At 65.0% G+C, this 23,525-nt stretch carries 22 protein-coding genes; 5 read left to right on the top strand and 17 right to left on the bottom strand.

Translation table 11 applies throughout. The annotated features are described in order from the left end of the window. Positions 1–24: 24 nt before the first annotated feature. Positions 25–909, bottom strand: coding sequence for a hypothetical protein (locus FURADRAFT_RS03670; protein WP_008952764.1), 885 nt, complete (start codon positions 907–909; stop codon positions 25–27). A gap of 127 nt (positions 910–1,036) precedes the next feature. Here FURADRAFT_RS03670 and typA point away from each other — a divergent pair, with 127 nt between their 5' ends. Further along, positions 1,037–2,845 carry a translational GTPase TypA gene (typA, locus tag FURADRAFT_RS03665; RefSeq protein ID WP_008952763.1) on the top strand — a complete coding sequence of 603 codons (1,809 nt, stop codon included), beginning with the start codon at positions 1,037–1,039 and terminating at the stop codon, positions 2,843–2,845. An 80-nt stretch (positions 2,846–2,925) separates the two neighbouring features. Here typA and FURADRAFT_RS03660 read toward each other — a convergent pair whose 3' ends face one another. Continuing rightward, positions 2,926–3,387, bottom strand: a complete 462-nt coding sequence (locus tag FURADRAFT_RS03660; protein WP_236261524.1) for a translation initiation factor Sui1 — start codon at positions 3,385–3,387, stop codon at positions 2,926–2,928. Positions 3,388–3,532: 145 nt separating this feature from the next. On the opposite strand from FURADRAFT_RS03660, the gene FURADRAFT_RS03655 reads away from it, so the two are divergent. Both FURADRAFT_RS03655 and FURADRAFT_RS03650 read left to right on the top strand, forming a co-directional pair. Beyond that, entirely contained in the window at positions 3,533–4,099 is a 567-nt protein-coding gene (locus FURADRAFT_RS03655) for a hypothetical protein (protein WP_008952761.1), read from the top strand. 377 nt (positions 4,100–4,476) lie between these two features. Then, entirely contained in the window at positions 4,477–4,812 is a 336-nt protein-coding gene (locus FURADRAFT_RS03650) for a c-type cytochrome (protein ID WP_040652348.1), read from the top strand. 25 nt (positions 4,813–4,837) lie between these two features. Here the strand turns inward: FURADRAFT_RS03650 and FURADRAFT_RS03645 are convergent, their stop codons facing one another. From FURADRAFT_RS03645 to FURADRAFT_RS03635, 3 genes are all read right to left on the bottom strand, one after another. Continuing rightward, on the bottom strand, positions 4,838–6,037 hold the full coding sequence (locus FURADRAFT_RS03645) for an amidohydrolase family protein (RefSeq protein WP_008952759.1): 1,200 nt from the start codon (positions 6,035–6,037) through the stop codon (positions 4,838–4,840). A gap of 108 nt (positions 6,038–6,145) precedes the next feature. Continuing rightward, a complete protein-coding gene (locus FURADRAFT_RS03640) occupies positions 6,146–6,913 on the bottom strand; it encodes an ABC transporter substrate-binding protein (RefSeq protein WP_008952758.1) in 768 nt (255 codons plus the stop codon). A 128-nt stretch (positions 6,914–7,041) separates the two neighbouring features. Further along, positions 7,042–8,256 (bottom strand): cyanate transporter, encoded by a 1,215-nt coding sequence (locus FURADRAFT_RS03635; RefSeq protein ID WP_008952757.1) that lies wholly within the window; start codon positions 8,254–8,256, stop codon positions 7,042–7,044. A 146-nt stretch (positions 8,257–8,402) separates the two neighbouring features. On the opposite strand from FURADRAFT_RS03635, the gene FURADRAFT_RS03630 reads away from it, so the two are divergent. Beyond that, positions 8,403–9,266, top strand: coding sequence for a LysR family transcriptional regulator (locus FURADRAFT_RS03630; RefSeq protein ID WP_008952756.1), 864 nt, complete (start codon positions 8,403–8,405; stop codon positions 9,264–9,266). A gap of 44 nt (positions 9,267–9,310) precedes the next feature. Here the strand turns inward: FURADRAFT_RS03630 and FURADRAFT_RS03625 are convergent, their stop codons facing one another. From FURADRAFT_RS03625 to FURADRAFT_RS03585, 9 genes are read right to left on the bottom strand one after another with little or no spacing between them, the layout of a single operon-like run. After that, entirely contained in the window at positions 9,311–12,049 is a 2,739-nt protein-coding gene (locus FURADRAFT_RS03625) for an AMP-binding protein (RefSeq protein ID WP_236261542.1), read from the bottom strand. Between the two features lie 49 nt (positions 12,050–12,098). Next, positions 12,099–12,356 (bottom strand): acyl carrier protein, encoded by a 258-nt coding sequence (locus FURADRAFT_RS03620; RefSeq protein ID WP_236261523.1) that lies wholly within the window; start codon positions 12,354–12,356, stop codon positions 12,099–12,101. Positions 12,357–12,410: 54 nt separating this feature from the next. Next, complete coding sequence (locus FURADRAFT_RS03615) at positions 12,411–13,502, bottom strand: dihydrolipoamide acetyltransferase family protein (RefSeq protein WP_008952753.1); 1,092 nt, start codon at positions 13,500–13,502, stop codon at positions 12,411–12,413. Positions 13,503–13,542: 40 nt separating this feature from the next. Continuing rightward, on the bottom strand, positions 13,543–13,995 hold the full coding sequence (locus FURADRAFT_RS03610) for a pyridoxamine 5'-phosphate oxidase family protein (RefSeq protein WP_008952752.1): 453 nt from the start codon (positions 13,993–13,995) through the stop codon (positions 13,543–13,545). 13 nt (positions 13,996–14,008) lie between these two features. Continuing rightward, complete coding sequence (locus FURADRAFT_RS03605) at positions 14,009–14,983, bottom strand: alpha-ketoacid dehydrogenase subunit beta (protein ID WP_008952751.1); 975 nt, start codon at positions 14,981–14,983, stop codon at positions 14,009–14,011. Further along, on the bottom strand, positions 14,980–16,026 hold the full coding sequence (pdhA, locus tag FURADRAFT_RS03600; protein ID WP_008952750.1) for a pyruvate dehydrogenase (acetyl-transferring) E1 component subunit alpha: 1,047 nt from the start codon (positions 16,024–16,026) through the stop codon (positions 14,980–14,982). Before pdhA ends, FURADRAFT_RS03605 begins: the two co-directional genes overlap by 4 nt. Continuing rightward, positions 16,023–17,801 carry an acetate--CoA ligase gene (gene acsA / locus FURADRAFT_RS03595; RefSeq protein ID WP_008952749.1) on the bottom strand — a complete coding sequence of 593 codons (1,779 nt, stop codon included), beginning with the start codon at positions 17,799–17,801 and terminating at the stop codon, positions 16,023–16,025. The genes pdhA and acsA overlap by 4 nt, the downstream gene beginning before the upstream one ends. A gap of 12 nt (positions 17,802–17,813) precedes the next feature. Continuing rightward, positions 17,814–18,587: a slipin family protein gene (locus FURADRAFT_RS03590; RefSeq protein WP_008952748.1), complete on the bottom strand. Its 774-nt coding sequence runs from the start codon at positions 18,585–18,587 to the stop codon at positions 17,814–17,816. Positions 18,588–18,589: 2 nt separating this feature from the next. After that, a complete protein-coding gene (locus tag FURADRAFT_RS03585) occupies positions 18,590–19,969 on the bottom strand; it encodes an NfeD family protein (protein ID WP_008952747.1) in 1,380 nt (459 codons plus the stop codon). 376 nt (positions 19,970–20,345) lie between these two features. Here FURADRAFT_RS03585 and FURADRAFT_RS03580 point away from each other — a divergent pair, with 376 nt between their 5' ends. After that, entirely contained in the window at positions 20,346–20,954 is a 609-nt protein-coding gene (locus tag FURADRAFT_RS03580; protein WP_201441926.1) for an EAL domain-containing protein, read from the top strand. Positions 20,955–20,961: 7 nt separating this feature from the next. Here the strand turns inward: FURADRAFT_RS03580 and rmuC are convergent, their stop codons facing one another. The 3 genes from rmuC to FURADRAFT_RS20680 form a co-directional block, all read right to left on the bottom strand. Then, positions 20,962–22,557, bottom strand: a complete 1,596-nt coding sequence (rmuC, locus tag FURADRAFT_RS03575; RefSeq protein ID WP_008952745.1) for a DNA recombination protein RmuC — start codon at positions 22,555–22,557, stop codon at positions 20,962–20,964. Positions 22,558–22,847: 290 nt separating this feature from the next. Continuing rightward, the gene (locus FURADRAFT_RS20415; protein ID WP_008952744.1) at positions 22,848–22,997 is read right to left on the bottom strand and encodes a hypothetical protein; all 150 of its coding nucleotides are present in this window, start codon (positions 22,995–22,997) and stop codon (positions 22,848–22,850) included. A 197-nt stretch (positions 22,998–23,194) separates the two neighbouring features. Further along, positions 23,195–23,341, bottom strand: a complete 147-nt coding sequence (locus FURADRAFT_RS20680; protein WP_160165305.1) for a hypothetical protein — start codon at positions 23,339–23,341, stop codon at positions 23,195–23,197. Positions 23,342–23,525 lie beyond the last annotated feature (184 nt).

Genomic DNA, 23,525 nt, shown 5'->3' with positions numbered 1-23,525 from the left:
GGCGGCTGCTGAGCCGCCCTTTTTTTATCCCTCTTGCGTTTCGCGCAGTGGCGACAGGGCCTCGATCAAGGCGACTTCCTGGGCAAAGCTGAGGGCTTTCATGCGTTCCAGCAACGATTGCGCATCGACCTCCAGCTTGCGGTCGAGTTCGTCATGAACCAGGCGCGCCTCCACGGCCAGCCACACGCCGCGGCACGAGGCGGCAGATTCGAAGTGGATGTCGCGCAGCACTTCGGCAATCAGGTGCAACTCGTTGTCGGAAAACTTTCGCGACAGCACCGCCTGTTCACGGTGGATGATCTCGGCGTAGCGCTCCAGCATCTCCCGGGTGCGGGCGTCGTCCGGCAGCTGCTGGCTGTCGGCATCCATCACCACTGCTTTCTCGCCTTTGAACCGGGCATCCATCAGCGGCTTGAGCTGTGGAATGTCCTCCTGCCACAGCTGCTGCAGTGCCGCGCGGAAACGCTCTCCGCGGCTGAACGACAACTCGGCGAACGGCATGTCCGGCGGCGTGGTGCTGCGCAGTGGGCAGCCGGCCACCAGTGGAGCGCCGTCATCGCCTTGCGTAACCTCGCCGCGCCACGCCGCCTCGTCGCCCGTGGCCAGGTTGTCGACCAGGATTTCCACGTAGGGAAGGGGCGTGTCCACGCCTTCGTCTTCCGTCACGAAACGCAGGGTGATGTCGAACAGGGCGTGCTTCGGGACATCCAGAATCTGCATGCCGTTGCCGCGGCCAACCAGCACGAAACTGTCGCCGCTGTCGTAAACGGCCACGCCGGCGTCGTCCTTGGCCGGGTGCACCAGCGTGCCAGACAGCTCTTCGGCCAACTCGTTGAGGTCATTCTTGTCCCCGGTATAGCCGGTGCGATAGCCCGCATGCTCGTGCCACAAAGCATCCCAGTCGTACATTTTCCTGCTCCTTGTTCATTTTGCTCTGGAGTGTAGCCAAAACCATGCCGAAAGTCGTGCCTGGCCCTGTGAGAACAGGTCGATATCGTGCTAGAATCTTGTGATTTTTCCGTTCCCGTCCAAAGACATGACCCGACAGATTCGCAACATCGCCATTATTGCTCACGTTGACCACGGCAAAACCACGCTGGTCGACCAACTCCTGCGTCAAGCCGGTACCTTCCGCGAAAACCAGCAGGTGGTCGAGCGCGTGATGGATAGCAACGACCTCGAAAAAGAACGCGGCATCACCATTCTGGCCAAGAACACCGCGATCAACTACGAAGGCGTCCACATCAACATCGTCGACACCCCGGGACACGCCGATTTCGGCGGTGAAGTCGAACGCGTACTGGGCATGGTGGACGGTGTAGTACTGTTGGTTGACGCCGTCGAAGGCCCGATGCCGCAAACCCGCTTCGTGACCAAGAAGGCCCTGGCTCTGGGTCTGCGTCCGATCGTGGTGATCAACAAAATCGACCGTCCGGGCGCGCGTCCGGATTGGGTGGTCGATCAGACGTTCGACCTGTTCGACAAGCTGGGCGCAACGGATGAGCAGCTCGACTTCCCGATCATCTACGCCTCGGGCCTGTCCGGCTTTGCCAAGTACGAGCTGGAAGAAGAGTCCGACAACATGCGCCCGCTGTTCGAGACCGTACTGAAGCACGTGCCGGTCCCCGCCGGCGATCCGGATGCTCCGCTGCAACTGCAGATCTCGGCGCTGGATTACTCGACCTACACCGGTCGCCTCGGCCTGGGGCGCGTGCTGAACGGCCGCATCAAGCCGGGTCAGGTGGTCGTGGTGATGAACCACGAAGAGCAGACCGCTCAAGGTCGCATCAACCAGGTGCTGGGCTTCAAGGGTCTGGAACGTGTCGAAGTGCCGGAAGCCGAAGCTGGCGACATCGTCATCATTTCCGGTCTGGAAGACATCGGTATCGGCGTGACCATTTGCGATCGCGACGCCCCGGTTGGCCTGCCGGTCCTGGGTGTGGACGAACCGACCCTGACCATGGACTTCATGGTCAACACCTCGCCGCTGGCCGGCACCGAGGGCAAGTTCGTGACTTCGCGCCAGATCCGCGATCGTCTGACCAAAGAGCTGCTGACCAACGTCGCGCTGCGCGTGGAAGACACCGAAGACGCCGACATCTTCCGCGTCTCCGGTCGTGGTGAACTGCACCTGACCATCCTGCTCGAAAACATGCGCCGCGAGGGCTTCGAAATGGCCGTCGGCAAGCCGCGTGTGGTATTCAAGGAAATCAACGGCGAGAAGTGCGAGCCGTACGAGAACCTGACCATCGACTTGGAAGATGGCCACCAGGGCGCCGTGATGGAAGAACTGGGCCGCCGTCGTGGCGAACTGACCAATATGGAATCGGATGGCCAAGGCCGCACCCGTCTGGAATACCATATTCCGGCGCGTGGCCTGATCGGCTTCCAGGGCGACTTCCTGACCATGACCCGCGGTACCGGCCTGATGTCGCACGTGTTCGACGACTACGCTCCGGTCAAGCCGGACATGCCGGGCCGTCACAACGGCGTGCTGATCTCGCAGGACAACGGCGAAGCCGTGGCCTACGCGCTGTGGAACCTGGAAGATCGCGGCCGCATGTTCGTCAGCCCGGGTGACAAGCTGTACGAAGGCATGATCATCGGTATCCATAGCCGCGACAACGACCTGGTGGTGAACCCGCTTAAGGGCAAGAAACTGACCAACGTGCGCGCCTCCGGCACCGACGAAGCGGTCCGCCTGACCACCCCGATCAAGCTGACGCTGGAATCTGCCGTGGAATTCATCGACGACGACGAAATCGTCGAAATCACCCCGCAGACCATCCGCCTGCGCAAGCGCTACCTGCAAGAGCACGAGCGCCGTCGCATGTCCAAGGCGTAAGCGCTTCACGCCCGCATCAAAAAGCACCCCACGGGGTGCTTTTTTGTTGCTTGCTTGCTGGCGGGGAGGGGAGAGACGGCTCAGCCTCCGCTGCGTTTGACCCGCCAGCCTCGTGCCTCGAGGGCTTTGCTCACCAGTTCGACGTGATCGCCTTGTATCTCGATCACGCCATCCTTCAACGTGCCTCCCGAGCTGCACGCTTGCCTCAACTGCTTGGCAAAGCTGGCCAATGCCGCCGGCTCCAGCGGCACGCCGGTCACCACCGTCACCCCCTTGCCGTTGCGCCCCTTTGTTTCACGCCGGATACGCACCACGCCATCGGAAGGTGGCGCCGTTTCGGCAGAACTACATGTGCAGCGGTCCACGGGTTGTCGGCAGACAGGGCACATCCGCCCGTGTTCGGTCGAATAGACCAGGCCGCCAGTGCCTTTGTTTTTCATAGGGTTCTCATCGAAGCGTGGGTTTGCAGGGAGCAGGGTGGCGCGATCAGGCGACATTATAGTCGGGCTGAAGAGGGCGCTCATCCCCAGGATCGACGTCATTCGATCATTACGTTTCCGGGCTCTTTGCGCCAGGCCCGATCCAGGCAGAGGTCGGGCAGGGGCAAGACATGGGGCAGGATGCGATGGTTCGACTTAATTATGACAAAGAAATATAGTGATGACGTATCGAACCCGGAGGATAACCATGAGAGCCATTCTGCTCGCTACTTTGTGCTTGATTGTTGAATCGACGGCCGCCACGGAAGTGCCGGGCATCCAGCGCTGTGAGCACGAGAGAACCAAGGCCGTCTCTTATACCAGCGGCGCCTGTCCCGCCGGAACCTTGGCAGTGAAACGTCCGGAGCAGGGTGGCTTTGTCGGTAACGGAAACGGCAGCGAGCGTGGCGTGGTCACGGTCTGTCGCATGGACTCCCGCTTTGACAGCTTCCGCTATGTTGTGGATGGCGGCTGTCCTTTTGGTTCGAGCGGGGTTGCAACGTTCACCAACGCCACGATCGAGGAGGCACGCGAGCAGTTTGCCGCGACCTGGCACGCGACCGCAGAAGAGCCACACCCACGAAAAGCCGTCACGCCTCCCGTTCGGCGGAAACTGATTAAGCAAGCCATTGCCGACTGTCACACGCTACGCCAGCAGCGCGACAAGGTGCAGGCGCGGTTGAACAACAACAAAGCGTACCAGGACGATTTGCAGCGGCTGAGGGATGCCCAGGATGCGATCGCAAGAGAGGGATGCCGGGCATTTGGAGACTGAATGCCACGCAATCCCGTCACGTGCAGTGGGCCGGCTAACTCGGAAAGACTCTGTGCGGGCTCGCGTGGAGTGTTTCAATAGAGCCGCTCGGCGGCACAGTAAATCTGCTGGAAAGGGGGCTGAAACATAGGCGTTTAAATAAAATCCGACATCGTATTTGACATAATATAGATTATGCGAACATCTGTGTCCGTGAAATATACCCCTTTTATCCGGCTCGGCACCCCTCTGTGGTCTACAAATCTACTTCTCGCGTGGACTTGCCGGCTTTGGCGGCTCAATCGCTACAAAACAACCGTACAGACACTATGCTGAAACTTGTGTCTGTACGCACGACTGCCTAGTCGCATCATTTCGATTTTTACTTTGGAGTTGCTATGAAGACTGTGATCGTTTCAGCCTCGCTCCTGCTTTCGTGTACATTTGCTTTCGCTGCGGCTCCGGGTGGCAAGGCGCTGTATCAGGACAATTGTGCCAGTTGCCATGGCGCCAAAGGCCAAGGTGGAAATGGCCCTCGGCTGGTTGGCGATGCCAGTCAGTGGCCGGCTCGCTTGTTCCAGCGTGCCGTCCTCTCCGGCATCGATGATCATGGCAGGCCTTTAAAGGCCGCCATGCCGCATTGGCAAAATGCCAGCCTGAAATCCGACCATGGCGCAGCCCCTACCCAAGTTGAGATCAAAGCCATCCAGCGCTACCTCAAGCAGATCAAATAGCTGGCTTGCCGTCCGAGAGGCATTTCTACAGCCTGCTCCTGAGCAAGGCGCCATCGCGGGCGATCACCTGGCCCTGGCGGATCACGACGCGCCGCGGCGGGCGCATCACGATGGCTTCGCCCAGCGTGGCGCTGGGCAACAGCAGGAAGTTGGCCGCCATGCCGGTAGCTAGACCGTAGTCGGAGCGCCCGAGCGCCCGGGCCCCATGGATGGTGCCTGCTTCGAACGCAGCATGCAGGTCTGCGTCGGCGCGCACCCCGAATCGGAACGCCTGCAGCATCACCCTTTCCAGCATGTCGCCGTTGCCCATCGGCGACCAGGCGTCGCGGATGCCGTCCGAGCCGAGACAGACGTTGACGCCAGCGGCGTGCAGTGCGGCAAACGGCGGGACTTCGATGTCGGCGGGTGCCGTGGTTAGCAAGGATATGCCGTTGGCCGCCAGCTGTTCGGCGATGGGCTGCGCCTTCGGCCAACTTGTCATGCCCAGACAGAAGGCATGGCTGATCATCACCCTGCCCTCACGTTGATAACGTTGGGTGAAATCGATGATGCGTTCGATCTGCCACAGGCCCAACTCGCCGCCGTCGTGCAGGTGGATATCGACGCCGCGGTCGAACTCGGCGGCCAGCTCGAATACCTGTGTCAGGTGGGCAATCGGGTCGTGGTCGATGCCGCAGGGATCGAGCCCGCCCACGACTTCGACGCCCATGGCCAGGGCTTCGCGCATCAGTGCGGCGGCACCGGGGCGGGTCAGCAGCCCTGCTTGCGGGAAGGTGACAAACTCCAGGTCGATCAGATCCGCGTAGCGCTGGCGCAAGGTCAGCATGTCCTCGATATGGCGCAATCCCAGTTCCGGGTCGGCATCGACATGGCAACGCATCAGCAGCGTGCCTTGGGCGATGCACCGTTCGAGGAGCGCACCGGCTCGCGCGGCGATCGGCACTGTCAGTTCCCGCAGTACCTGGCGCTCGTTGTCGATGCGTGCCTTCAGGTTGGGGCCGGCACTGTGCGGCCGCCACGGCAGGCCCCACAGCGTCTTGTCGAGGTGGATGTGGCTTTCCACCAGTGGCAGGGTCAGTAGTTGGCCTTCGCCGTCGATGTCCGGTTCCGCCACGGGTCCGGGCTGTGCCGGCCGGTGCTGGCGGATACGGCCGTGGACGATCTCGATGTCTTCCGCCGCCGCGCCGTAGGGGCGGACGTTGCGTAGCCAGAATGTCTTGTTCATGGATTCCTCTTTAATATCGACAGGTTGGTGCAGGCTGAGGCTGCCGGACAGGCGCCGGGCCGGGTGGGTTCTGCCTCCCCGGCACCGGCCCTGCCCTGTTTCGCGCGATCAATAGATGTCGAAGGAGAAGTACTTCTTGGCGAGGCGCTGGTAGGTGCCATCCTTGTGCATGTCGGCCAGTGCCGTGTTGATCAGCTTGGCCAGATCGGTATCTTCCTTGCGTAGGCCGATGGCGGCCCCGACGCCCAGTGTTTTGGAATCTGTCACCCCGGCGCCGGCAAAGGCGAAGCCGTGCCCTGCACTACTCTTGAGAAAACCGAGTTCGGCCTGCACGGACGACTGGAACGCGGCGTCGAGACGGCCGGCCGTCAGATCCTGGTACACCAGGTCCTGATTCTGGTAGGACATCACCGCGACTCCCTTGGGCTCCCAGTACGTCTTGGCGTAGGTTTCTGCGGTGGAGCCCTGCTCCACGCCGATGCGCTTGCCTTTCAACGCCTCGGCGGTCGGTTGGAAGCCGGCATCCTTGCGCGCGACCAGACGCGGCGGGACGTTGTAGATCTTGTCGGTGAACGCGACCTGCTCCAGACGCTTTTCGGTCACCGCCATCGACGACAAGATGGCGTCGAACTTCTTGGCCTTGAGCGCCGGGATGATGCCGTCCCAGGCGTTTTCCACCCAGACACACCGGGCCTTCAGCTTGTCGCAGATGGCGTTGCCCAGATCGATGTCGAAACCGACCAACTTGCCGTCGGTTGCCTTGGATTCGAACGGGGCATAGCTGGGGTTGACACCAAAGCGGATGACTTTCCAGTCCTTCGCCATCGCACCGCTGGCGGCGCAGGCCAGCATGATGGCCAGTGCAAGTTTTCTCATGTCTCTCTATCTCCTGTTGTCGCAACGGGTACAGCACCAAGCGGCCAGCCTGCTATCACTGTTGTATTGACTGGCCATGAACCGGCGGGCAGCCACGTGATCGTGGCCCTGCGCCGGGAAAACGCGGATCACGGGCGGCGCATGCTGCGCTGATAGCCGGCGGGCGACAGCCGTCCGGTCAGCAGGGCCATCGCCAGCACGATTCCGAGGTGCCAGCACCAGCCGGTGGCGAAGCTACCCCCGTCTTCACGGAGCCAGCCCATCAGCCACGGCCCGGCGGCCGCCAGCAAGAACCCCCCGCCCTGCACGAAAGCGGCCAGCGAGCCTGCCTGGCGCGCATCGGCGAGATGTTCCAGCACCACGATCAGGCTCAGCGAGAAAAACCCGCCCAGCCCGACACCGGCCAAGCCCGCCCAGCACCACGGCGCCAGCTGCGGCTGCCATGCCAGGCCGGCAAAGCCAGTGGCCTGACACGCCTGCGCCAGCCATAGCGTCGGGCGGCGATCGCCGTGCTGGCGTGAGAGTAGTGGCAGCAGCAAGGCGGAGGTGGCCTGCAGCACGGCCATCCACGCCAGCATGTTGGCTGCCGGCTGCGCCGCCATGCCTTGCTCGCGGTAGAACGACGGCAACCAGGCGACCAGGGTGGAATAGCCGCTGTTGGTGAGGCCGAAATACAGCACCAGCAGCCAGGCACGGCGCTGCGTGGCAAAGCGGCGCAGCGATGCCTCGCCGGCGCCGTGTGTCGTGGCGGGTCCGGTGGCGGCGGTCTGTTGCAGCCAGAGCACCATCCCGATTAGTGCCGGCACGCTCCACGCCGCCAAGCCCAGGCGCCAGCCGCCGTGCTGCGCCAGCCAGGGGCTGGCTATCGCTCCTAGGGCGCCGCCGCCGACCAGCGCCGCGGAATAGACTCCCATCGCCAGCCCGATGCGCTGCGGGAACAGCCGCTTGGCTACGCCGGGCATCACTGCCTGGATGGTAGCCACGCCGGCGCCGGCAATGGCGGCACTGGCGATCAGCCCGGCGCTGCCACTGGCCCAAGCCCGGGTGGCGCAACCGCTCGCCAGCAGCAGCAAGGCCAGCGCCACCGTGCACCGCTCCCCGATCTGTCGTGCCAGCGCCGCGCCGCCAAACGCCAGCAGCCCCATCAGGACGAACGGCAATGCGGTCATGGCCGCTGCGGCGCGTAAGCTCAGCCGCGTGTCTGCACGCAGCAGGTCCAGCACCGGCCCGACCGAGGTAAGGAAGGGGCGCAGGTTGAGTGCGATGGCGGCGAGCAACAGCAAGGCGGCCAGCGGTAGTTCCCGGTGGCGTGACGCCACGGTAGCGGCGTGGGTATCGGTCATGGTCAGCTACTCAGCCGGCAGGCGGTTACAAGAAGAAAGCGCTGTAGCGTCATCGAACTGCTCCGTGAGGGGGTTGTGGAGCAGTCTAAGAAGCGGCGATAGAATTGAGAAATTAAATGTTCAACTAAATGTCAGTGGGAATCGTAATGACAAATCCGATGCTGGACCCGGTGCTGTTGAAGAGCTTCGTGGCGGTGGTGGAAAGCGGCAGCTTTACCCGTGCTGGTGAGCGGGTGCACCTCAGCCAGTCCACCGTCAGCCAGCATTTGCGGCGGCTGGAAGAACAACTGGGCAGTGAGCTGCTGGACCGTAGCGGCCGCTACGTGGTGACCACCGAAAGCGGCGCCCGCTTGCTGGGCTACGCCCGCCGCCTGCTGGCCCTGATGGAGGATGCGGTGGAAGAACTACGCGAGGGGCAGGTGCAGGGCGAGATCCACATCGGCGTGCCGGAAGACTTTGCCGCCGACCTGCTGGCGCCGCTGCTGGGGGCCTTTGCCCGCGAGTATCCGGCGATCCGGCTGGAGGTGACCAGCGGCTTGAGCAATACCCTGTGGCAACAGTTCTGCGCCGGCAGCTACGATCTGGTGCTGGTCAAGCAAAGGCATGGGCATACCGTCGGCACGGCTGCGTGGCCGGAGCCGCTGGCCTGGTTCGACAGCCTCGATACGCCCAGCTGGCAGCGCGATCCGCTGCCGCTGGTGGTGTTCCCGGTGGGTGGTTTGTACCGCGACGAGATGATCCATGCCCTGGAGAGCGGCGGGCGGCGCTGGCGAATCAGCTATTGCAGCGCCAGCCTCGCCAGCATCCGCTCGGCAGTGGCGAGCGGGCTGGGGGTCAGCCTCCTCCCTGCCCGGCTGGCGTTGTCGGGTCACCGTCGCCTGGGCGAGCTGGAGGGTTTTCCGCCGCTGCCGCCCCTGGAACTGGTGTTGCACCGCCGCCCCGACGTGCCGCAGCGGGTGCTGGACCTGGCCGAGCGCCTGCAAGCCGCATGCGACGAGGTGATGGGGTAAGCGACCACCCTTGGTGCTGCCGGCCGGCCCGGCGCCGACTCGCGTTACGCGGCATCGTGTTCGCCGCTCAGAGCCGCCAGGACCGGCCGCACGCTCCGGCTCAGTGCGGCCGCGGCCGCCCAGTCGGGGCCGCTCGGCAGTTTGCTGGGGCCGACCTCGAATTCGATCGGCGCCCGGCGCGGCAGCCATGTGCCGTCCCGCAGCGCGATGCGGGTGCCGCGCAGCCCGGCCAGCACCACCGGCACATGGGCCTGGCCGGCGGCGAGGAAACCGCCCAGATGGAATGGCCGCAGCCCGGCGGCGCGGGTAAAGGTGCCTTCCGGGAAAATCAGCAGGTTTTGGCCCGCCTGCAGCGCGCCGACCATGGCGTCGAGATCGTGCTGGCTCTGCCGGATATCGGTGCGCTCGATGAAACATGTTCCCAATCCGCTCAAGAGGGCTCTGAGCAGCGGGTTGGCGCTGAGTTCGCGTTTGGCGGTGTAGGTGTAACCCGGCACCGCCGGCAGCAAGGCCGTGAGCAACAGCACATCCAGATAGCTGGCGTGGTTGAGCAGCAGTACGTGGGGCTGGCTCGGCAGGCGTTCCAGTCCCTGCACCCTCACCGGCAATCGACTCAGTATCAGGCCGAGTCTGGCGGCGGCACGGACAAGGCGCCGGCCCAGGGCCTGCCTTTGCAGCAGGATGGTCAGTCCTCCTGCCGGCAGCGCCAGGGCGAGGAGCACCGCCCAGGCATAAACGCCATAGCACCAGGCGGCGAGCTGCCGCAACGCGATGACGCCCCGGGCGAGCCCGCTCTCACGCCACAGCCGCAGCGACTGCCGCCAGGGCGAGTCGGCGGACGGGTGATCGACCATGCCTTGCTCGTACGCCGCACGGCAGGCCTGACGGCGAATCTTGCCGCTGGACGTTTTCAGGACCGTGTGGGGGGGCGCCAGCACGATCTCGTCGAGCGGCACCCCGACCACGTCGGCGGCGGTCTGGCGGATGAGTTGGTGCAGTTGCTCCCGGGCGGCGCTGCCCTGCTCCCGGGTTTCGGCCAACACCACCAGGCGTTCCGAGCCCTGGTGCGGGTCGGCACTGGCGAACACCGCGACGCAGCCTTTGCGGATGCCCGGCAGGTTGCCGATGGCTTCTTCCAGGTCGTAGGGGTAGAAATTGCGGCCAGCACGGATGATCAGGTCCTTGACCCGGCCCGTCAGGTAGACCTCTCCCTCGGCCATGTAGGCGTTGTCGCCGGAATCGAGCCAGCCGTCGTGGAACAACGCCGTGCTCGCCGTGGGGTTGTGGTAGTAACCCCGCGTCGCGGAAGGACCGCGAAATTCGAGCCGCCCCACCTGGCGCTCCGGCAGTTCCGATCCGTCCTCGCCCACGATGCGGATTTCATGGTTGGGCAAGGGGCGGCCGCAGGATGGAATGCGCAGGGCCGCGTGGTCGTCCTGGGCCGGAAGGGCTTGCCCCGAGGTGGCGAACGGTTCCGCTGCGATCAGGTCGATGAGCGGGCCGCGGCCGAGCGGTGGAAACGCCAGGGCCACGGTGGATTCGGCCAACCCGTATACCGGCGTCAAGGCGGTGCGCTGGAAGCCACAGGGGGCAAAGCGGGCGGCGAAGCGTTCCAGCGTGGCGGGGCTCACCGGTTCGGCACCGTTGAAGGCAAAGCGCCAGTGGGATAGGTCGAGGCCTTGCAGTTCGCTGTCGGCGGTCTTGCGCGCGCACAGTTCGTACGCGAAGTTGGGGGCGCCCGACAGGGTCGCGTGGTGCCGGGACACGGCCTGCAGCCAGCGTGCCGGTTGGGCCAGGAAGCTCAGTGTGGGCAGCAGCACCAGAGGGCAGCCGTGGTAGAGCGAGCCCAGCCAGGCCCCGATCAGACCCATGTCATGGTAGAGCGGCAGCCAGGAGACGCCGACATCTTCCGCGGTGATGCCGATGACCTGCCCCATGGCGCGGATATTGGCGAGCAGGTTGGCGTGGCTGAGCATGACCCCCTTTGGATCGCCGGTGCTGCCCGAGGTGTATTGCAGGAAGGCCAGCTCCGAGGATGTGCCCTGGAACGGCCGGCGATCGGTCTCTCCGGCCAGTTCTTCCGTGGTGACGGCTCCGGCGAGGCTGGCGACGTTGGCGCGCAGCAGCGTGGCGACGGGCTTTGCCTGCTGTGTGGTAATCATCAGCACGACGGCGGCGTTGTTGAGAATGCGGGCGTGGCGACGCAGATGCTCATCGAGCTGGCTCAGGCGGGTGGGTGGGTAAATAGGCACCGGGATACCGCCTGCCAGCATGACGCCGATGAAGCTCGCCAGATAGCCAAGGCCGGTCGGCAGCATCAGTGCAATGGTTTCGCCTGGCGTTACCCCCCGTGCCGCCAGTCCGCCGGCAATCGCCCTGCCCGCCTCGAACAGCTCGCGGTAACGGATGGGATGGAGCGTTTGCTGCTCGCCGTATAACAGGACGTGGACGCGTTCCGGCTGGCGCTCGACGTGCCAGAGCAAGGCTTCGGCGAGGGTATCTGCGTGCCGTGGCGGCTCGATGGCGGAGCCCTGCCGCAGCGGCATGAGAGCGGGCGGCGCCTCGGCCCTGCCCGGCTGTGCCAGGTACGGCAGCAGGTCGCGCACGGTTTCCGTATGCGACAGCGCTTCGTCCGGCAGTTGAACCGCGAACGCCTGGTTCAGCCGTTGCACCAGTTCGACCCGCGTGAGGCTGTCGAAGCCCAGCTCGCCTTCCAGGGTGCTGTCCAGCGTCACGCCCGCTGGGTGGGCCGGATGCACCTCCCGCTCCAGTGCCCGGATCACTTGCAACAGGCGCTCGGTGTGTTGCGCTGGCGTAGCGTCGGGGCCGGGATCAGGGCTCGCTGTCACGGGGCGGTGAGGCGGTCGGGGCATCACGCAACCGGGTCGCGAGGTAGTCGAGCACGGCGTCGAGCGAGACCAGCTGGCGATAGTCGGCCTCGGGGATGTCGACCTGAAGGCGCTCGTGCAGGCCGATGATGAAGTTGAGCCAATCCATCGAGTCGAGGTCGACCTCGTCGCGCAAGGGGCGGTCGTCGCGCAGCGCGCTCTCTTCCACTTCCGGGGCAATCTTGCGTAACGAGTCGATCACGAGGGTGCGAAGGTGGGCGCGGTCCATGGCGGGCTCCAGTCGGCGTTGCAGCGGTTAGAGGGCGTCCGGCTGTTGCAGCAGCTGGCGGATTTCGGCCAGGAACAGCGCGCCGCGATGGCCGTCGCTGGCACGGTGGTCGCCGGACAGGCTGGCGATGACGCTCGGCATGGCCACGCATTGGCCCTGCTCCACCCATGGCCGTTCCATCACCTTGCCGAAGCCGACCAGGGCGACTTGCGGCGGATAGATCACGCCGAACACCGACTCACTGCCCTGCTCACCCAGATTGGTCACAGTCAGGGTCGGGTCGGCCATCTCGGAGCTGCGCAGCGATCCGGCGCGGGCCCGCTGCACCAGGTCGGTGAGTTCGTGCATCAGGACCTCGAGCGGTTTGGCGGCGACGTCGTGCAGGGCCGGGGCGATCAGGCCGCCCTGGCGCAGCGAGATCGCCACGCCGAGGTGGGCGGCAGGGGCCGCGTGGAAGGCGCCGTCGATCCAGTGGCCGTTCATCTCGGGGTAGCGGCGCGTGGCGAGCGCCACCGCCTTGAGCAGCAGCACGGCGGGTAGCAGGCGCTCGGTGACGGGCAGTTCGGCGTTGCGCCGCTCCAGCCAGGCGAGGGCCGGCCGCAGCGGGATGGTGTCGGCCAGGTAGTAGTGCGGAATCTCGCGCTTGGAGCGGCTCATCGCCGCCGCGATGGCGCGGCGCATCTCGGCACCGCGATCGGGCGCCGGGGTGGCGGTTGCCACCGCCTTGGCCTCGACATCCTGCAGGGTGATCGCGCCCTCCGCTCCCGAGCCGCTGAGGCTGGCGAGGTCGACGCCAAGCTCGCCGGCACGCTTGCGCGCGGCCGGCGAGATGCGGCGGCGCTCGGCGCCCCTGGCGGGCAGGACGGCGTTCTCTGCCGTTTCGCCCGGGGCCAGCAGCAGCGCGATTGGGGTGCCGACGGGCACCTTGTCGCCGATGTCGATCAGCAGTTGCCGCACGGTGCCGTCGACCCAGCTTTCCACGTCGACGGCGGCCTTGGCGGTATCGACGATGGCGACGATATCGCCCCGCTTGACCGTGTCGCCGGGGTGAATCTTCCACTCCAGCAGCTTGCCTTCGTCCATGTCGGCGCCGAGCGAGGGCAGTTTGAATTCGATCATGGACGGCCTTTCCATTAGTGCCGGGTGGGTTTGAGTGGCATCACACTTCCAGGTACTCGGTGTAGCCGAAGCCCTGGCGGTAATCGAGCAGCGAGATGACCTGCGGAGTGACCTTGATCACCGCCAGCTCGCTGGCCATGCTTTCCACCGGGCCCATGTCGGTGATTTGCGGGAACTTGGTCTGCATCAGGTCGAGGGCCTGCTCGATCTCGTCCGGGTCTTGCACTTCTTCGGCAGTGCCGCCCAGCGACAACCCCCGGATCTCGTGCCAGTCGGTGTAGTCATGGTCGATGGCGAGCGAGACCTTGTTGTTGAGCCGAATGTTGCGCAGCTTTTGGGCGTGCACGTCACAGCACAGGTAAATCGTCAGGCCGTCGTTGACGTAGGCGACGGTGGTTGCCTGGGGGTAGCCGTCCTCGCGGACGGTGGCGATGGTGCAGATGTTGTGGGTATTCATCACTTCCAGCACCCGCTGGCGTGCGACGTCATCCATGGCGACTCTCCGGTTAGGTTCCGCAGACGGTGCGTACCGCCGCGGCGATGGTGGCCACCTGGGGTAGCGCGGCCTCTTCCAGGTGGCGGGCGTAGGGAATGGGGACTTCGGCGCTGCACACCCGCACGGGCGGGGCGTCGAACTCGTAGAACGCCTGCTCGGTAAGGCGGGCCACCACCTCGGCGGCGAGGCTGCCGCTTTTCCAGCCCTCGTCGACGACGACCACGCGGTGCGTCTTTTGCAGCGATGCCAGCAACGTGGCGTCGTCGAGCGGACGCAGCACGCGCAGGTCGATCACCTCCGCCTCGATGCCCTCTTGCGCCAGTTGCTCCGCCGCGTCCAGCGCCTTGCCGAGCAGCCCGCCGTAGGCGATCAGGGTGACGTCGTGCCCACTGCGCCGCACCCGGGCGGAATGGATATCGACTTCGACGTCTTCGGCCAACTCGCCTTCCACGTTGTAGAGCTGGCCGTGCTCGAACAGGATCACCGGGTCGGGGTCCTGCAGCGCCGGCCACAGCATGCCGCGCGCGTCTTCCAGCGTGGCCGGCGCCAGCACGCGGATGCCGGGAATGTGGGCGTACCAGCCTTCCAGGCTGTGCGAGTGCTGCGCGGCGAGCTGGCGTCCGGCGCCGGTGGTCATGCGGATCACCAGTGGCACCGAGCATTGCCCGCCCGACATGTGGCGCAAGGTGGCGGCGGTGTTCACGATCTGGTCCAGTGCCAGCAGGCTGAAGTTGACCGTCATCACCTCGACGATCGGGCGCAGCCCGCCCAGCGCCGCGCCGATGCCGGCGCCGACGAAGGCGAGCTCGGAGAGCGGCGTGTCGCGGATGCGCTCGGGGCCGAACTCCGCCAGCAAGCCCTTGGACACGGCATACGTGCCGCCGTAGCGGCCGACGTCCTCGCCCATCAGGAACACGCGCGGGTCGCGCAGCAGTGCGTCACGCATCGCCTCGCGCAAGGCTTCGCGGTAGCTGGTGTGGCTCATGGCGCGCTCCCGGCACTCGGAGTCTGGACGTCGCGCAGCAGGTCGGCGACCGGCTCCCAGTGGCCGGCGTCGGCAAACGCCACGGCGTCGTCCACCTCGCGCCCGACCTCGGCGTCGAGCGCCAGGAACTGCTCTTCGGCCAACCTGCCCTGGGTTTTCAGGCGCGCGGTGTAGGTGTGGATCGGTCCGTGCTCCTTCCAGTGCTCGATTTCCGCCTTGTCACGATACAGGTCGGGGTCGAACATCGAGTGCGCGCGGAAGCGGTAGGTCTGGAACTCGAGGAAAAACGGCTGCTGCGCGGCGCGCACCGTGTCGGCGGCCTCGAGCGCGGCCGGGTAGGTCGCCACCACGTCCATGCCGTCGACGGCGCGGGCCGCGATGCCATAGCTGGCGGCCTTGCGGCACAGGTCGGTCTGCGCCTGGGCGCGCGGCAGCGCGGTGCCCATGGCGTAGAGGTTGTTCTCGCAGCAGAACAGCACCGGCAACTGCCACAGCGCGGCCAGGTTCATCGACTCGTGGAAGGCGCCCTCGGCGACGGCGCCGTCGCCGAAGAAGCAGGCGGTGACGCGGCGGATGCCCTGCATCCGGTCGGCCAGCGCCAGGCCGACCGCCAGCGGCAGGCCGCCGGCGACGATGGCGTTGCCACCGAAGAAGCGTGCCTTGGCATCGAACAGGTGCATCGAGCCGCCGCGCCCGCGCGAACAGCCTTCCTGCTTGCCGAACATCTCGGCCATGATGGCGCGCATCGACACCCCGCGTAGCAGCGCCTGGCCATGCTCGCGGTAGGTGGCGACCACGGTGTCCTCCGGCGCCAGCGCGCGCATCGCGCCCGCCGCCACCGCTTCCTCGCCGATGTAGAGGTGCAGAAAGCCGCGGATCTGGCCGGCGCCGTACAGCTCGGCCGCTTTTTCCTCCAGCCGCCGGATGCGCAGCATGTCGCGCAACAGGCCCAGCGCCAGCTCCGGCGCGAACGGTACGGGGGCGGTGGGGACCGGGCCCGGCGGCAGCATCAGCTCGGCGCCTGCTGGGTTCGGCTGGCTCATGCGCCCTCCTCCAGTGTCGACAGATCGCCTTCCGGCAGCCCCAACTCGCGCGCCTTGAGCAGGCGGCGCATGATCTTGCCGCTGCGGGTGCGTGGCAGCGTCGGCAGGAAGGCGATCTCCTTCGGCGCCACTGCCGCCCCCAGGCGCTTGCGGGCATGGCCGAGCAGCTCGGCGCGCAGTGACTCGCTGGCCTCGACGCCACGCTTGAGCGAGACGAAGGCCTTCACCACCTCGCCCACCATCTCGTCGGGCTTGCCGATCACCGCGGCTTCGGCCACCGCCGGGTGCTCCATCAGCGCGCTTTCCACCTCGAATGGCCCGATCAGGTGGCCGGATGACTTGATCACGTCGTCAGCACGGCCGACGAACCAGTAATAGCCGTCGGCATCGCGCCGCGCCAGGTCGCCGGTGAGGTAAAGCTCGCCGGAAAAACACTTGCGGTAGCGCTCGTCCTGCCCCAGGTAGCCACGGAACATCGACGGCCAGCCGGCCTTGAGCGCGAGCTCGCCGACGGCATCCACGTCGTTCAGCACCTCGATGGGCCGGTCCGGCTGGTGCCGCACGATGCAGGCCTCGATACCGGGCAGCGGCTTGCCCATCGAGCCCGGCTTGATCGGCATCGCCACGGTGTTGGCGATCATGATTCCACCGGTTTCGGTCTGCCACCAGTTGTCGTGGATCGGCAGGCCCAGCTCGTCCGCGCCCCACCACACCGCTTCCGGGTTGAGCGGTTCGCCGACGCTGGCGATGAAGCGCAGCGCGGGAAAGCTGAACTGGTGCGCCAGCTCCGGCCCGGCCTTCATCAGCATGCGGATCGCGGTGGGCGCGGTGTACCACACGCTCACCCGCTCCTCCTGCAGGACGCGGTACCAGTGTTCGGCGTCGAACTCGGACTCGTCGATGATGCTGGTCACGCCGTGCAGCAGCGGGGCGATGATGCCGTAGGAGGTGCCGGTGACCCAGCCGGGGTCGGCGGTGCACCAGTAGATGTCCTGCGGATGCAGGTCGAGCGCGTACTTACCGGTGACGTAATGGGTGAGCGCCGCGCCGTGCACGTGCAGCGCCCCCTTGGGGGTGCCGGTGGTCCCGCTGGTGAAGTGCAGCAGCGCCGGGTCGTCGGGCCGGGTGGGAACGATGGCGAACTCGTCGGCGGCCTCCGCCATCAGCCGGCCGAGATCGAGCGTACCGGGCTCATCGGGCGTGGAAGGGTTGGCCGAAGCCCCCTCGTCGTCGACCAGCAGCACTTGGCGTAGCGACGGCATCTGCGCCCGCATCGCGGCCACCTTGCGGCGATAGAGCGACGTGGTGGTCACCAGCAGCGCCCCCTGCCCGAGTTGCACCCGGGTGGCGATCGGCTCCGGGCCGAAGGCGGAGAACAGCGGCGACACCACCGCGCCGGCCTTGAAGCTACCCAATACCGCGAGATACAGCTCCAGGCGTCGTCCGCACAGCACGAACACCCGGTCGCCGCGGCCGATGCCGAGACAGGTCAGGACGTTGGCGAAGCGGTTGCTGAGGCGGCGCAGCTCGTCGTAATGGATGTCGCGGCGGCGGCCGTCGGCCGACAGCAGGCGCAGCGCGGTGTGCCCGGCCCGCTCGCTCAAGGCGTGGCGGTCCACCGCTTCGAACGCGATGTTGAGCCCGCCTCCGGGAAGCCCTGCCAGCTCGCGCCGCTCGTCGTCCCAGGAAAACGTGCGGCATACCGCGCCGCGATCGCCCAGGTTGGGTAACACCGGTAGTGCAGCGACGTTCTTGTCTATCAGAGTCGGTCGCACGGCGGCTCCTCGTCAGTGCTGCCCGTCGCCCTGCTTGGGAAGCGTGATCCCGAGGCTGGACAGCAGGTCGATCGGCATGGGGAACACGATGGTCGAGCTCTTGTCGCCGGCAATTTGCGTGAGCGTTTGCATGTAGCGCAACTGCATCGCCTGCGGTTGGCGCGCCAGCATCTGCGCTGCTTCCAATAGCTTGACCGAGGCCTGCAGCTCGCCTTCGGCGTGGATGACCTTGGCGCGCCGCTCACGCTCGGCTTCGGCTTGCCGCGCAATCGCCCGGACCATGGTTTCGTTCAGGTCGACGTGTTTGATCTCGACGTTGGAGACCTTGATGCCCCAGCTGTCGGTCTGGGCATCGAGCACCTTTTGGATGTCCAGGTTGAGCCGTTCGCGCTCGGACAGCAGCTCGTCCAGTTCGTGCTTGCCCAGTACGGCACGCAGCGTGGTCTGTGCCAGCTGGCTGGTGGCTTCGTGAAAATTGACGACCTGAATGATCGCCCGCTCCGGATCGACGACCCGGAAATAAACGACCGCGTTCACCTTCACCGACACATTGTCGTGGGTGATGACGTCCTGCGGCGGCACGTCCATCACCACGGTGCGCAGATCCACCCGCACCATCTGCTGCACGCCCGGGATGATCAGGATCAGGCCGGGGCCCTTGACCTTCCAGAAGCGGCCCAGCGTGAACACCACGCCGCGTTCGTATTCGCGCAGGATGCGGAACGACGACGCGATCAGCAACACGATCAGCAGTATGACACCGCCGCTGCCCAGTCCGAATGCCATGACTACGCTCCTTTCGTGGTTTCGCCGTAAGGCTCCACGCTCATGATCAGGCCGTGGCGGCCGGTCACCCGCACCCGCTGGCCGCGACGCAGCGGCACCGCGCTCTCGACCCGCCATTGCTCGCCCTTGATGGTGGCCCAGCCCTCGCTTTGCAGGTCGTCGATGATTTCGCCGGTACTCCCGATCAGCCGCACCTCTCCGCTCACCACCGGGCGCCGGCGCGCCTTCAGCGCCATGCCCGAGATGAAGAAGATGAACAGGCCGGAGCCCGCCGCGAGTGCCACGATCAGGCCGATCGGCACGCCGAAACCGGGCAGATCGGTATCGATCAGCATCACCCCGCCGATGACGAACATGACGATGCCGCCGATGCCCAGCGCGCCGAAGCTGGGCAGAAAGGCCTCTGCCACCATGCACCCCAGACCGAGCAGCATCAGCGCCAGTCCGGCGTAGTTCACCGGCAGCATCTGCAAGGCGTACAGCCCCAGCAACAGGCAGGTGGCGCCGACCAGGCCGGGCACGACGAAACCGGGGTTGGAGAACTCGAACAGCAGGCCGTAGATGCCGATCACCATCAGGATCATGGCGACGCTGGGGTCGGCGATGACGCCGAGAAAACGGCTGCGCCAGTCGGGTTGTAGCGTGATCACGGCGGCACCGGCGGTGTGCAGCACCCGCTCGTCCGGTCCGATCCTGACCTTGCGGCCTTGCAGCTTGACCAGCAGGTCCGGGACATCGCGCGCCGTCAGGTCGATCACGTTCCGGGCCAGCGCCTCGTCGGCCGACAGGCTGACCGCCTCGCGCACCGCCTGTTCGCCCCAGGCGACGTCGCGGCCGCGCAGCTGCGCCAGGCCGCGGATGTAGGCCGCGGCATCGTTGATCTGCTTGTGGGTCAGCGTGTCCTGGGTGCTGCCGCCCTGCTCCAGAGCCGCGTCGCTGCTGCCGGATTTGCCGCCCCTGGCGGATGGCTGTTCCGGCTGCGCGCCGGTGATGCCGATCTGGATCGGTGTGGCGGCACCCACGTTGGTGCCGGGGGCCATGGCGGCGATGTGGCTGGCGTACAGGATGTAGGTGCCGGCGCTGGCGGCGCGCGCACCGCTGGGGGCGACGAAACTCGCCACCGGCACCGGTGACGCGAGGATGGCCTTGATGATCTGCCGCATCGAGGTGTCGAGCCCGCCCGGAGTGTCCATCTGCAGCACCACCAGTTGCGCCCCTTCTTTTTCGGCGCGGGCCAGGCTGCGCGTGACGTGATCGGCGCCGACCGGGCCGATGGCGCCGGTGAGCGGTATTAGCATGACGGGTGGTTGTGGTGTGGCCGCAGTCGCCCCACCCAGTAACAGTCCGAGCCAGATCATGATGATGTGCCACAGCTTCATCATCGCAGGCGGTCCAATCGATCACGCGACAGTCTAAATCTAGACCATGAATCCGGTGGGCACGGCGAATTGCCGCTCAGCCTGCGCCGCCGCCGTTCTGGCAGGGCGCATCGCCGGGGTCGTCAACACGCTGCGCTGAAGCGGGAAGCCCCTCGCCATGGCCGGTTGGCGGCAAGGATTGTTGAGCTTTTTATCATGAAACGGGATAGAATCTCGATAAATAAAACCAATAATTATTCTCACTATGACTTTGCTACTTTCTCATCCTGCCGATCTCTCCGTCGACGTCCTGCTGGACACGATAGAGCACCAGCGCATCGGTACCGAATATCAGGTTCTGGTCGATACGGTTTCGCTGGCAACGGTGGGTCACTAAGCGCTGGCCCGTTTCTACCGACGCGACGGGACGGCCCTGCCTCCACAGCTGGTGTTCGACGCCCTGCACCACTCTCCTTTCACCTTGTTCCAGGTCGAGCTGTTGGCCAAGCGCTTCCAGATTGCCGCTGCGCCGCTGGAGGGGCTGCTGTTTCTGAACGTCGATCCGGATGCCTTCATGCAGCCGGTCAGCGACGAGCGCCGCCATCCGATGCTGGCGCTGTTCGAGTCGCCGCAACGGCTGGTGGTGGAAATCATCGAGAATTCCAGCGTGCAAGAGGCGCATCTGAGCCAGCGCTTGGCCGAGATCCTGAAGGCGCACGGCGTGCGTCTGGCGCTGGACGATATCGGCAGCCCGGAGTCGATGCTGTCGCTGACGCTGTTGGGCGGGGTCGACTATTTCAAATTCGACCGTTCCTGGCTGGCGCGGCGCGGCGACCCGGCCGGGATGCGACTGCTCAAGGCGCTCTTGGGCTACGCGCGCGAGCTGGGCAAGCAGTGCGTGCTGGAGGGGGTGGAGACGGAGCAGGACCTCGAGCTGGCGCGCGAGCTCGAGGTCGATCTGGTGCAGGGGTTTCTATTCCGGGAGCGGTTCCGGCTGGTGCGGGCCTGACGCCGGCTTACTCCTCGTCGGCTTCGTCGCTGGACTCCAGCGCCAGGTGCGAGGCCAGTTGCTTGTTGGACTTGATGCCCAGTTTGCGCAGTTTTTCGGCGCTGCTGATGAGGTTGCCGCGTCCGCTCTGCAGTTTCTTCATGGCGTCGCCGAAGGTGTCGCGGGTGGTGTCGAGCTGCTTGCCGAGCTTTTCCATGCTGTCGACGAAGCCGACGAACTTGTCGTACATCGCCCCGCTCTGGCGGGCGATTTCCTGGGCGTTCTGGTTCTGGTACTCGTAACGCCAGATGCTGGCCACGGTACGCAGCGTGGCCAAGAGCGTGCTCGGGCCGACGATCATGATGCGTCGCTCGAATGCCTCGTTGAACAGGCTCATGTCGTGCTGCACCGCCAGCAGGTAGGCCGGCTCCACCGGCACGAACATGAACACGAAGTCGAGCGTGTTGAGCTTGTACAGGTCCTGGTAACGCTTTTCCGACAGGGTGCGGATGTGGGCGCGGATGGCGGCGATGTGCGCTTTCAGCTCCGCCTCGCGCAGCACGTCGTCGCCCGCCGCCGTGTAGCGTACGTAGGCGTTCAGCGAAACCTTCGAATCCACCACTAACTGCTTGCCTTCCGGCAGGTCGATCACCACGTCCGGTTGGTAGCGGCGGCTGCTGCCGTCCTCGGTTTCCACGGTATCGGACACCTGTACGCGGTACTCGCGGTCCTTGTGCAGGCCGGAGGTTTCCAGCACCTTTTCCAGCACCATTTCGCCCCAGGTGCCCTGCGCTTTGCTGTTGGCGCCGGTGAGCGCGTTGGTCAGCGCCACTGCGTCGTGATTGAGGCGAGTGTTGAGTTCCTGTAGCCGGCGCAGTTCCTGCTCCAGTGTCAGGCGCTCCTTCGAATCCTTGTCGTAGGTGTCCTGTACCAGCTTGCCGAAGTTCTGGATGCGCTCGTGCAAGGGCGTCAGCAGCGAACCGAGGTTCTCCTTGTTCTGCTCGGTGAAGCGGCGCGATTTTTCTTCGAGGATTTCGCTGGCCAGCGCCTTGAACTGGTTGGATAGCGCCTCCTTGGCCTCGTCGAGCAGCACCAGTTTTTCGCGCGTCTGCTGACGCTCCTTGTCGAGCGTGGTGACCAGCTCTTGCTCGCGTGCAGTCAGTCGAGTGATGTCTTCGGCCAACCTCGTGGCCAGTTCGCGTTCCTTGATCACCTGAAGCTGCGAGGCTTCCAGCTGACGCCCCTGCTCGGCGCGCGCCGCCAGCTGGCTCGCGGTGTCGCGCAGTTCGCGCGTCAGCTGCTCGATGGCGCGCTCGCGCTCGCCCAGCACCTGTTCCAGCTCCGGCACGCGCTGGGCACGGGTGGCATAGCTGGCGATGCGCTGCTGGCTATCACTCAGCTGCTGGCGGGCTTCGGCCAACTTGGCGGCCAGGTCACGCTCGCGCCCTTTCAGTTCGTCGACCTGCATCTGGCAGGCCTTCAGCTGCGCGGCGAGTGCCGCATTGTCGGACAAAGCTTCGCCGCGGCCGCGTTGGTACTCGGCCTGGGCGCGCGATTTTTGTACCGACCACAATGCGGCGCCGCCCACGATCAGGCCAACCAGCAGTCCGATGATAATTTCCATTGTTTATCCGTGCCTTGTCGAAATGAGTTCAGATAGATTCGGGGCTTGTGAGACGGCGCTTATTCGATGAAAAACGATATTGAATCAGTGGCTTGGGTTGATTCATCAAGCTAGATTATGAGGATGGATCGAACACTCCTCCAACGCCGGGCAATCCATCACGTCAATCGATCCGAGATTCTTCTTTAACAGCAAGCCTTGCGACGGAATATTCGATCCGATTCGAGCTTGAACGCGTCAGATCGAGTCTAGTTATTGTTGTGGTGTTTCATTGGCTTGCATGTTTTTCTTCAGGATGACTGTCGGTCGCCCTGCCCGGCCGGCAGCTGCAAGTGGTCGAGGTAAATCTGCAGCTCCTTGCGGCTCTGCCATTCGTTGGCTACCACCTGGTACACCGCCTCGATCTCGTGGGGCAGCCAGTCCACCTGGCTGAATCGCATAGAGTCTCATTCCTGGCCATCCTTGAGCAGACGCAGGTTGTTCGCTTGTCTCGAAGAAAGAGAAGGTCCGTCCGCGAGTCGGTGTCTAGTTCGTCGAGATGCATCCCTGCGACAATACCTGATTTCTCCCCTCAAACAACACAACCCGGGTGCCGAAGACGCGCTCCGAGGGCTCTCCTCTTTCTCCGGATCGAGATTCAACTGCTGATTCTTTCATAAAACACGCCCCAACCAATGTTTCGAAAGCCTGACAGAAAGGGGGGAAAATCGACTTCGGCGATGGTCAGGCCGGCGGCCATGGTCGATGAAAAACGATATTGAATCAGTGGCTTGGGTTGATTCATCAAGCTAGATTATGAGGATGGATCGAACACTCCTCCAACGCCGGGCAATCCATCACGTCAATCGATCCGAGATTCTTCTTTAACAGCAAAGCCTTGCGACGGAATATTCGATCCGATTCGAGCTTGAACGCGTCAGATCGAGTCTAGTTATTGTTGTGGTGTTTCATTGGCTTGCATGGTTTTC

The sequence above is a fragment of the Pseudogulbenkiania ferrooxidans 2002 genome, from assembly GCF_000174355.1.
Taxonomy (GTDB): Bacteria; Pseudomonadota; Gammaproteobacteria; order Burkholderiales; family Chromobacteriaceae; genus Pseudogulbenkiania; species Pseudogulbenkiania ferrooxidans.
The sequence above is the reverse complement of the archived record's forward strand: the minus strand, read 5'-3'. Positions and strand labels throughout refer to the sequence as shown.

Excerpts from the sequence above, each read along its gene's own strand:
- FURADRAFT_RS03670 (WP_008952764.1), bottom strand. The coding sequence starts at position 909 with ATGTACGACTGGGATGCTTTGTGGCACGAGCATGCGGGCTATCGCACC.
- typA (WP_008952763.1), top strand. The coding sequence starts at position 1,037 with ATGACCCGACAGATTCGCAACATCGCCATTATTGCTCACGTTGACCAC.
- FURADRAFT_RS03660 (WP_236261524.1), bottom strand. The coding sequence starts at position 3,387 with ATGACGTCGATCCTGGGGATGAGCGCCCTCTTCAGCCCGACTATAATG.
- FURADRAFT_RS03655 (WP_008952761.1), top strand. The coding sequence starts at position 3,533 with ATGAGAGCCATTCTGCTCGCTACTTTGTGCTTGATTGTTGAATCGACG.
- FURADRAFT_RS03650 (WP_040652348.1), top strand. The coding sequence starts at position 4,477 with ATGAAGACTGTGATCGTTTCAGCCTCGCTCCTGCTTTCGTGTACATTT.
- FURADRAFT_RS03645 (WP_008952759.1), bottom strand. The coding sequence starts at position 6,037 with ATGAACAAGACATTCTGGCTACGCAACGTCCGCCCCTACGGCGCGGCG.
- FURADRAFT_RS03640 (WP_008952758.1), bottom strand. The coding sequence starts at position 6,913 with ATGAGAAAACTTGCACTGGCCATCATGCTGGCCTGCGCCGCCAGCGGT.
- FURADRAFT_RS03635 (WP_008952757.1), bottom strand. The coding sequence starts at position 8,256 with ATGACCGATACCCACGCCGCTACCGTGGCGTCACGCCACCGGGAACTA.
- FURADRAFT_RS03630 (WP_008952756.1), top strand. The coding sequence starts at position 8,403 with ATGACAAATCCGATGCTGGACCCGGTGCTGTTGAAGAGCTTCGTGGCG.
- FURADRAFT_RS03615 (WP_008952753.1), bottom strand. The coding sequence starts at position 13,502 with ATGATCGAATTCAAACTGCCCTCGCTCGGCGCCGACATGGACGAAGGC.
- FURADRAFT_RS03610 (WP_008952752.1), bottom strand. The coding sequence starts at position 13,995 with ATGGATGACGTCGCACGCCAGCGGGTGCTGGAAGTGATGAATACCCAC.
- FURADRAFT_RS03605 (WP_008952751.1), bottom strand. The coding sequence starts at position 14,983 with ATGAGCCACACCAGCTACCGCGAAGCCTTGCGCGAGGCGATGCGTGAC.
- pdhA (WP_008952750.1), bottom strand. The coding sequence starts at position 16,026 with ATGAGCCAGCCGAACCCAGCAGGCGCCGAGCTGATGCTGCCGCCGGGC.
- FURADRAFT_RS03590 (WP_008952748.1), bottom strand. The coding sequence starts at position 18,587 with ATGGCATTCGGACTGGGCAGCGGCGGTGTCATACTGCTGATCGTGTTG.
- FURADRAFT_RS03585 (WP_008952747.1), bottom strand. The coding sequence starts at position 19,969 with ATGATGAAGCTGTGGCACATCATCATGATCTGGCTCGGACTGTTACTG.
- rmuC (WP_008952745.1), bottom strand. The coding sequence starts at position 22,557 with ATGGAAATTATCATCGGACTGCTGGTTGGCCTGATCGTGGGCGGCGCC.
- FURADRAFT_RS20415 (WP_008952744.1), bottom strand. The coding sequence starts at position 22,997 with ATGCGATTCAGCCAGGTGGACTGGCTGCCCCACGAGATCGAGGCGGTG.
- FURADRAFT_RS20680 (WP_160165305.1), bottom strand. The coding sequence starts at position 23,341 with ATGAATCAACCCAAGCCACTGATTCAATATCGTTTTTCATCGACCATG.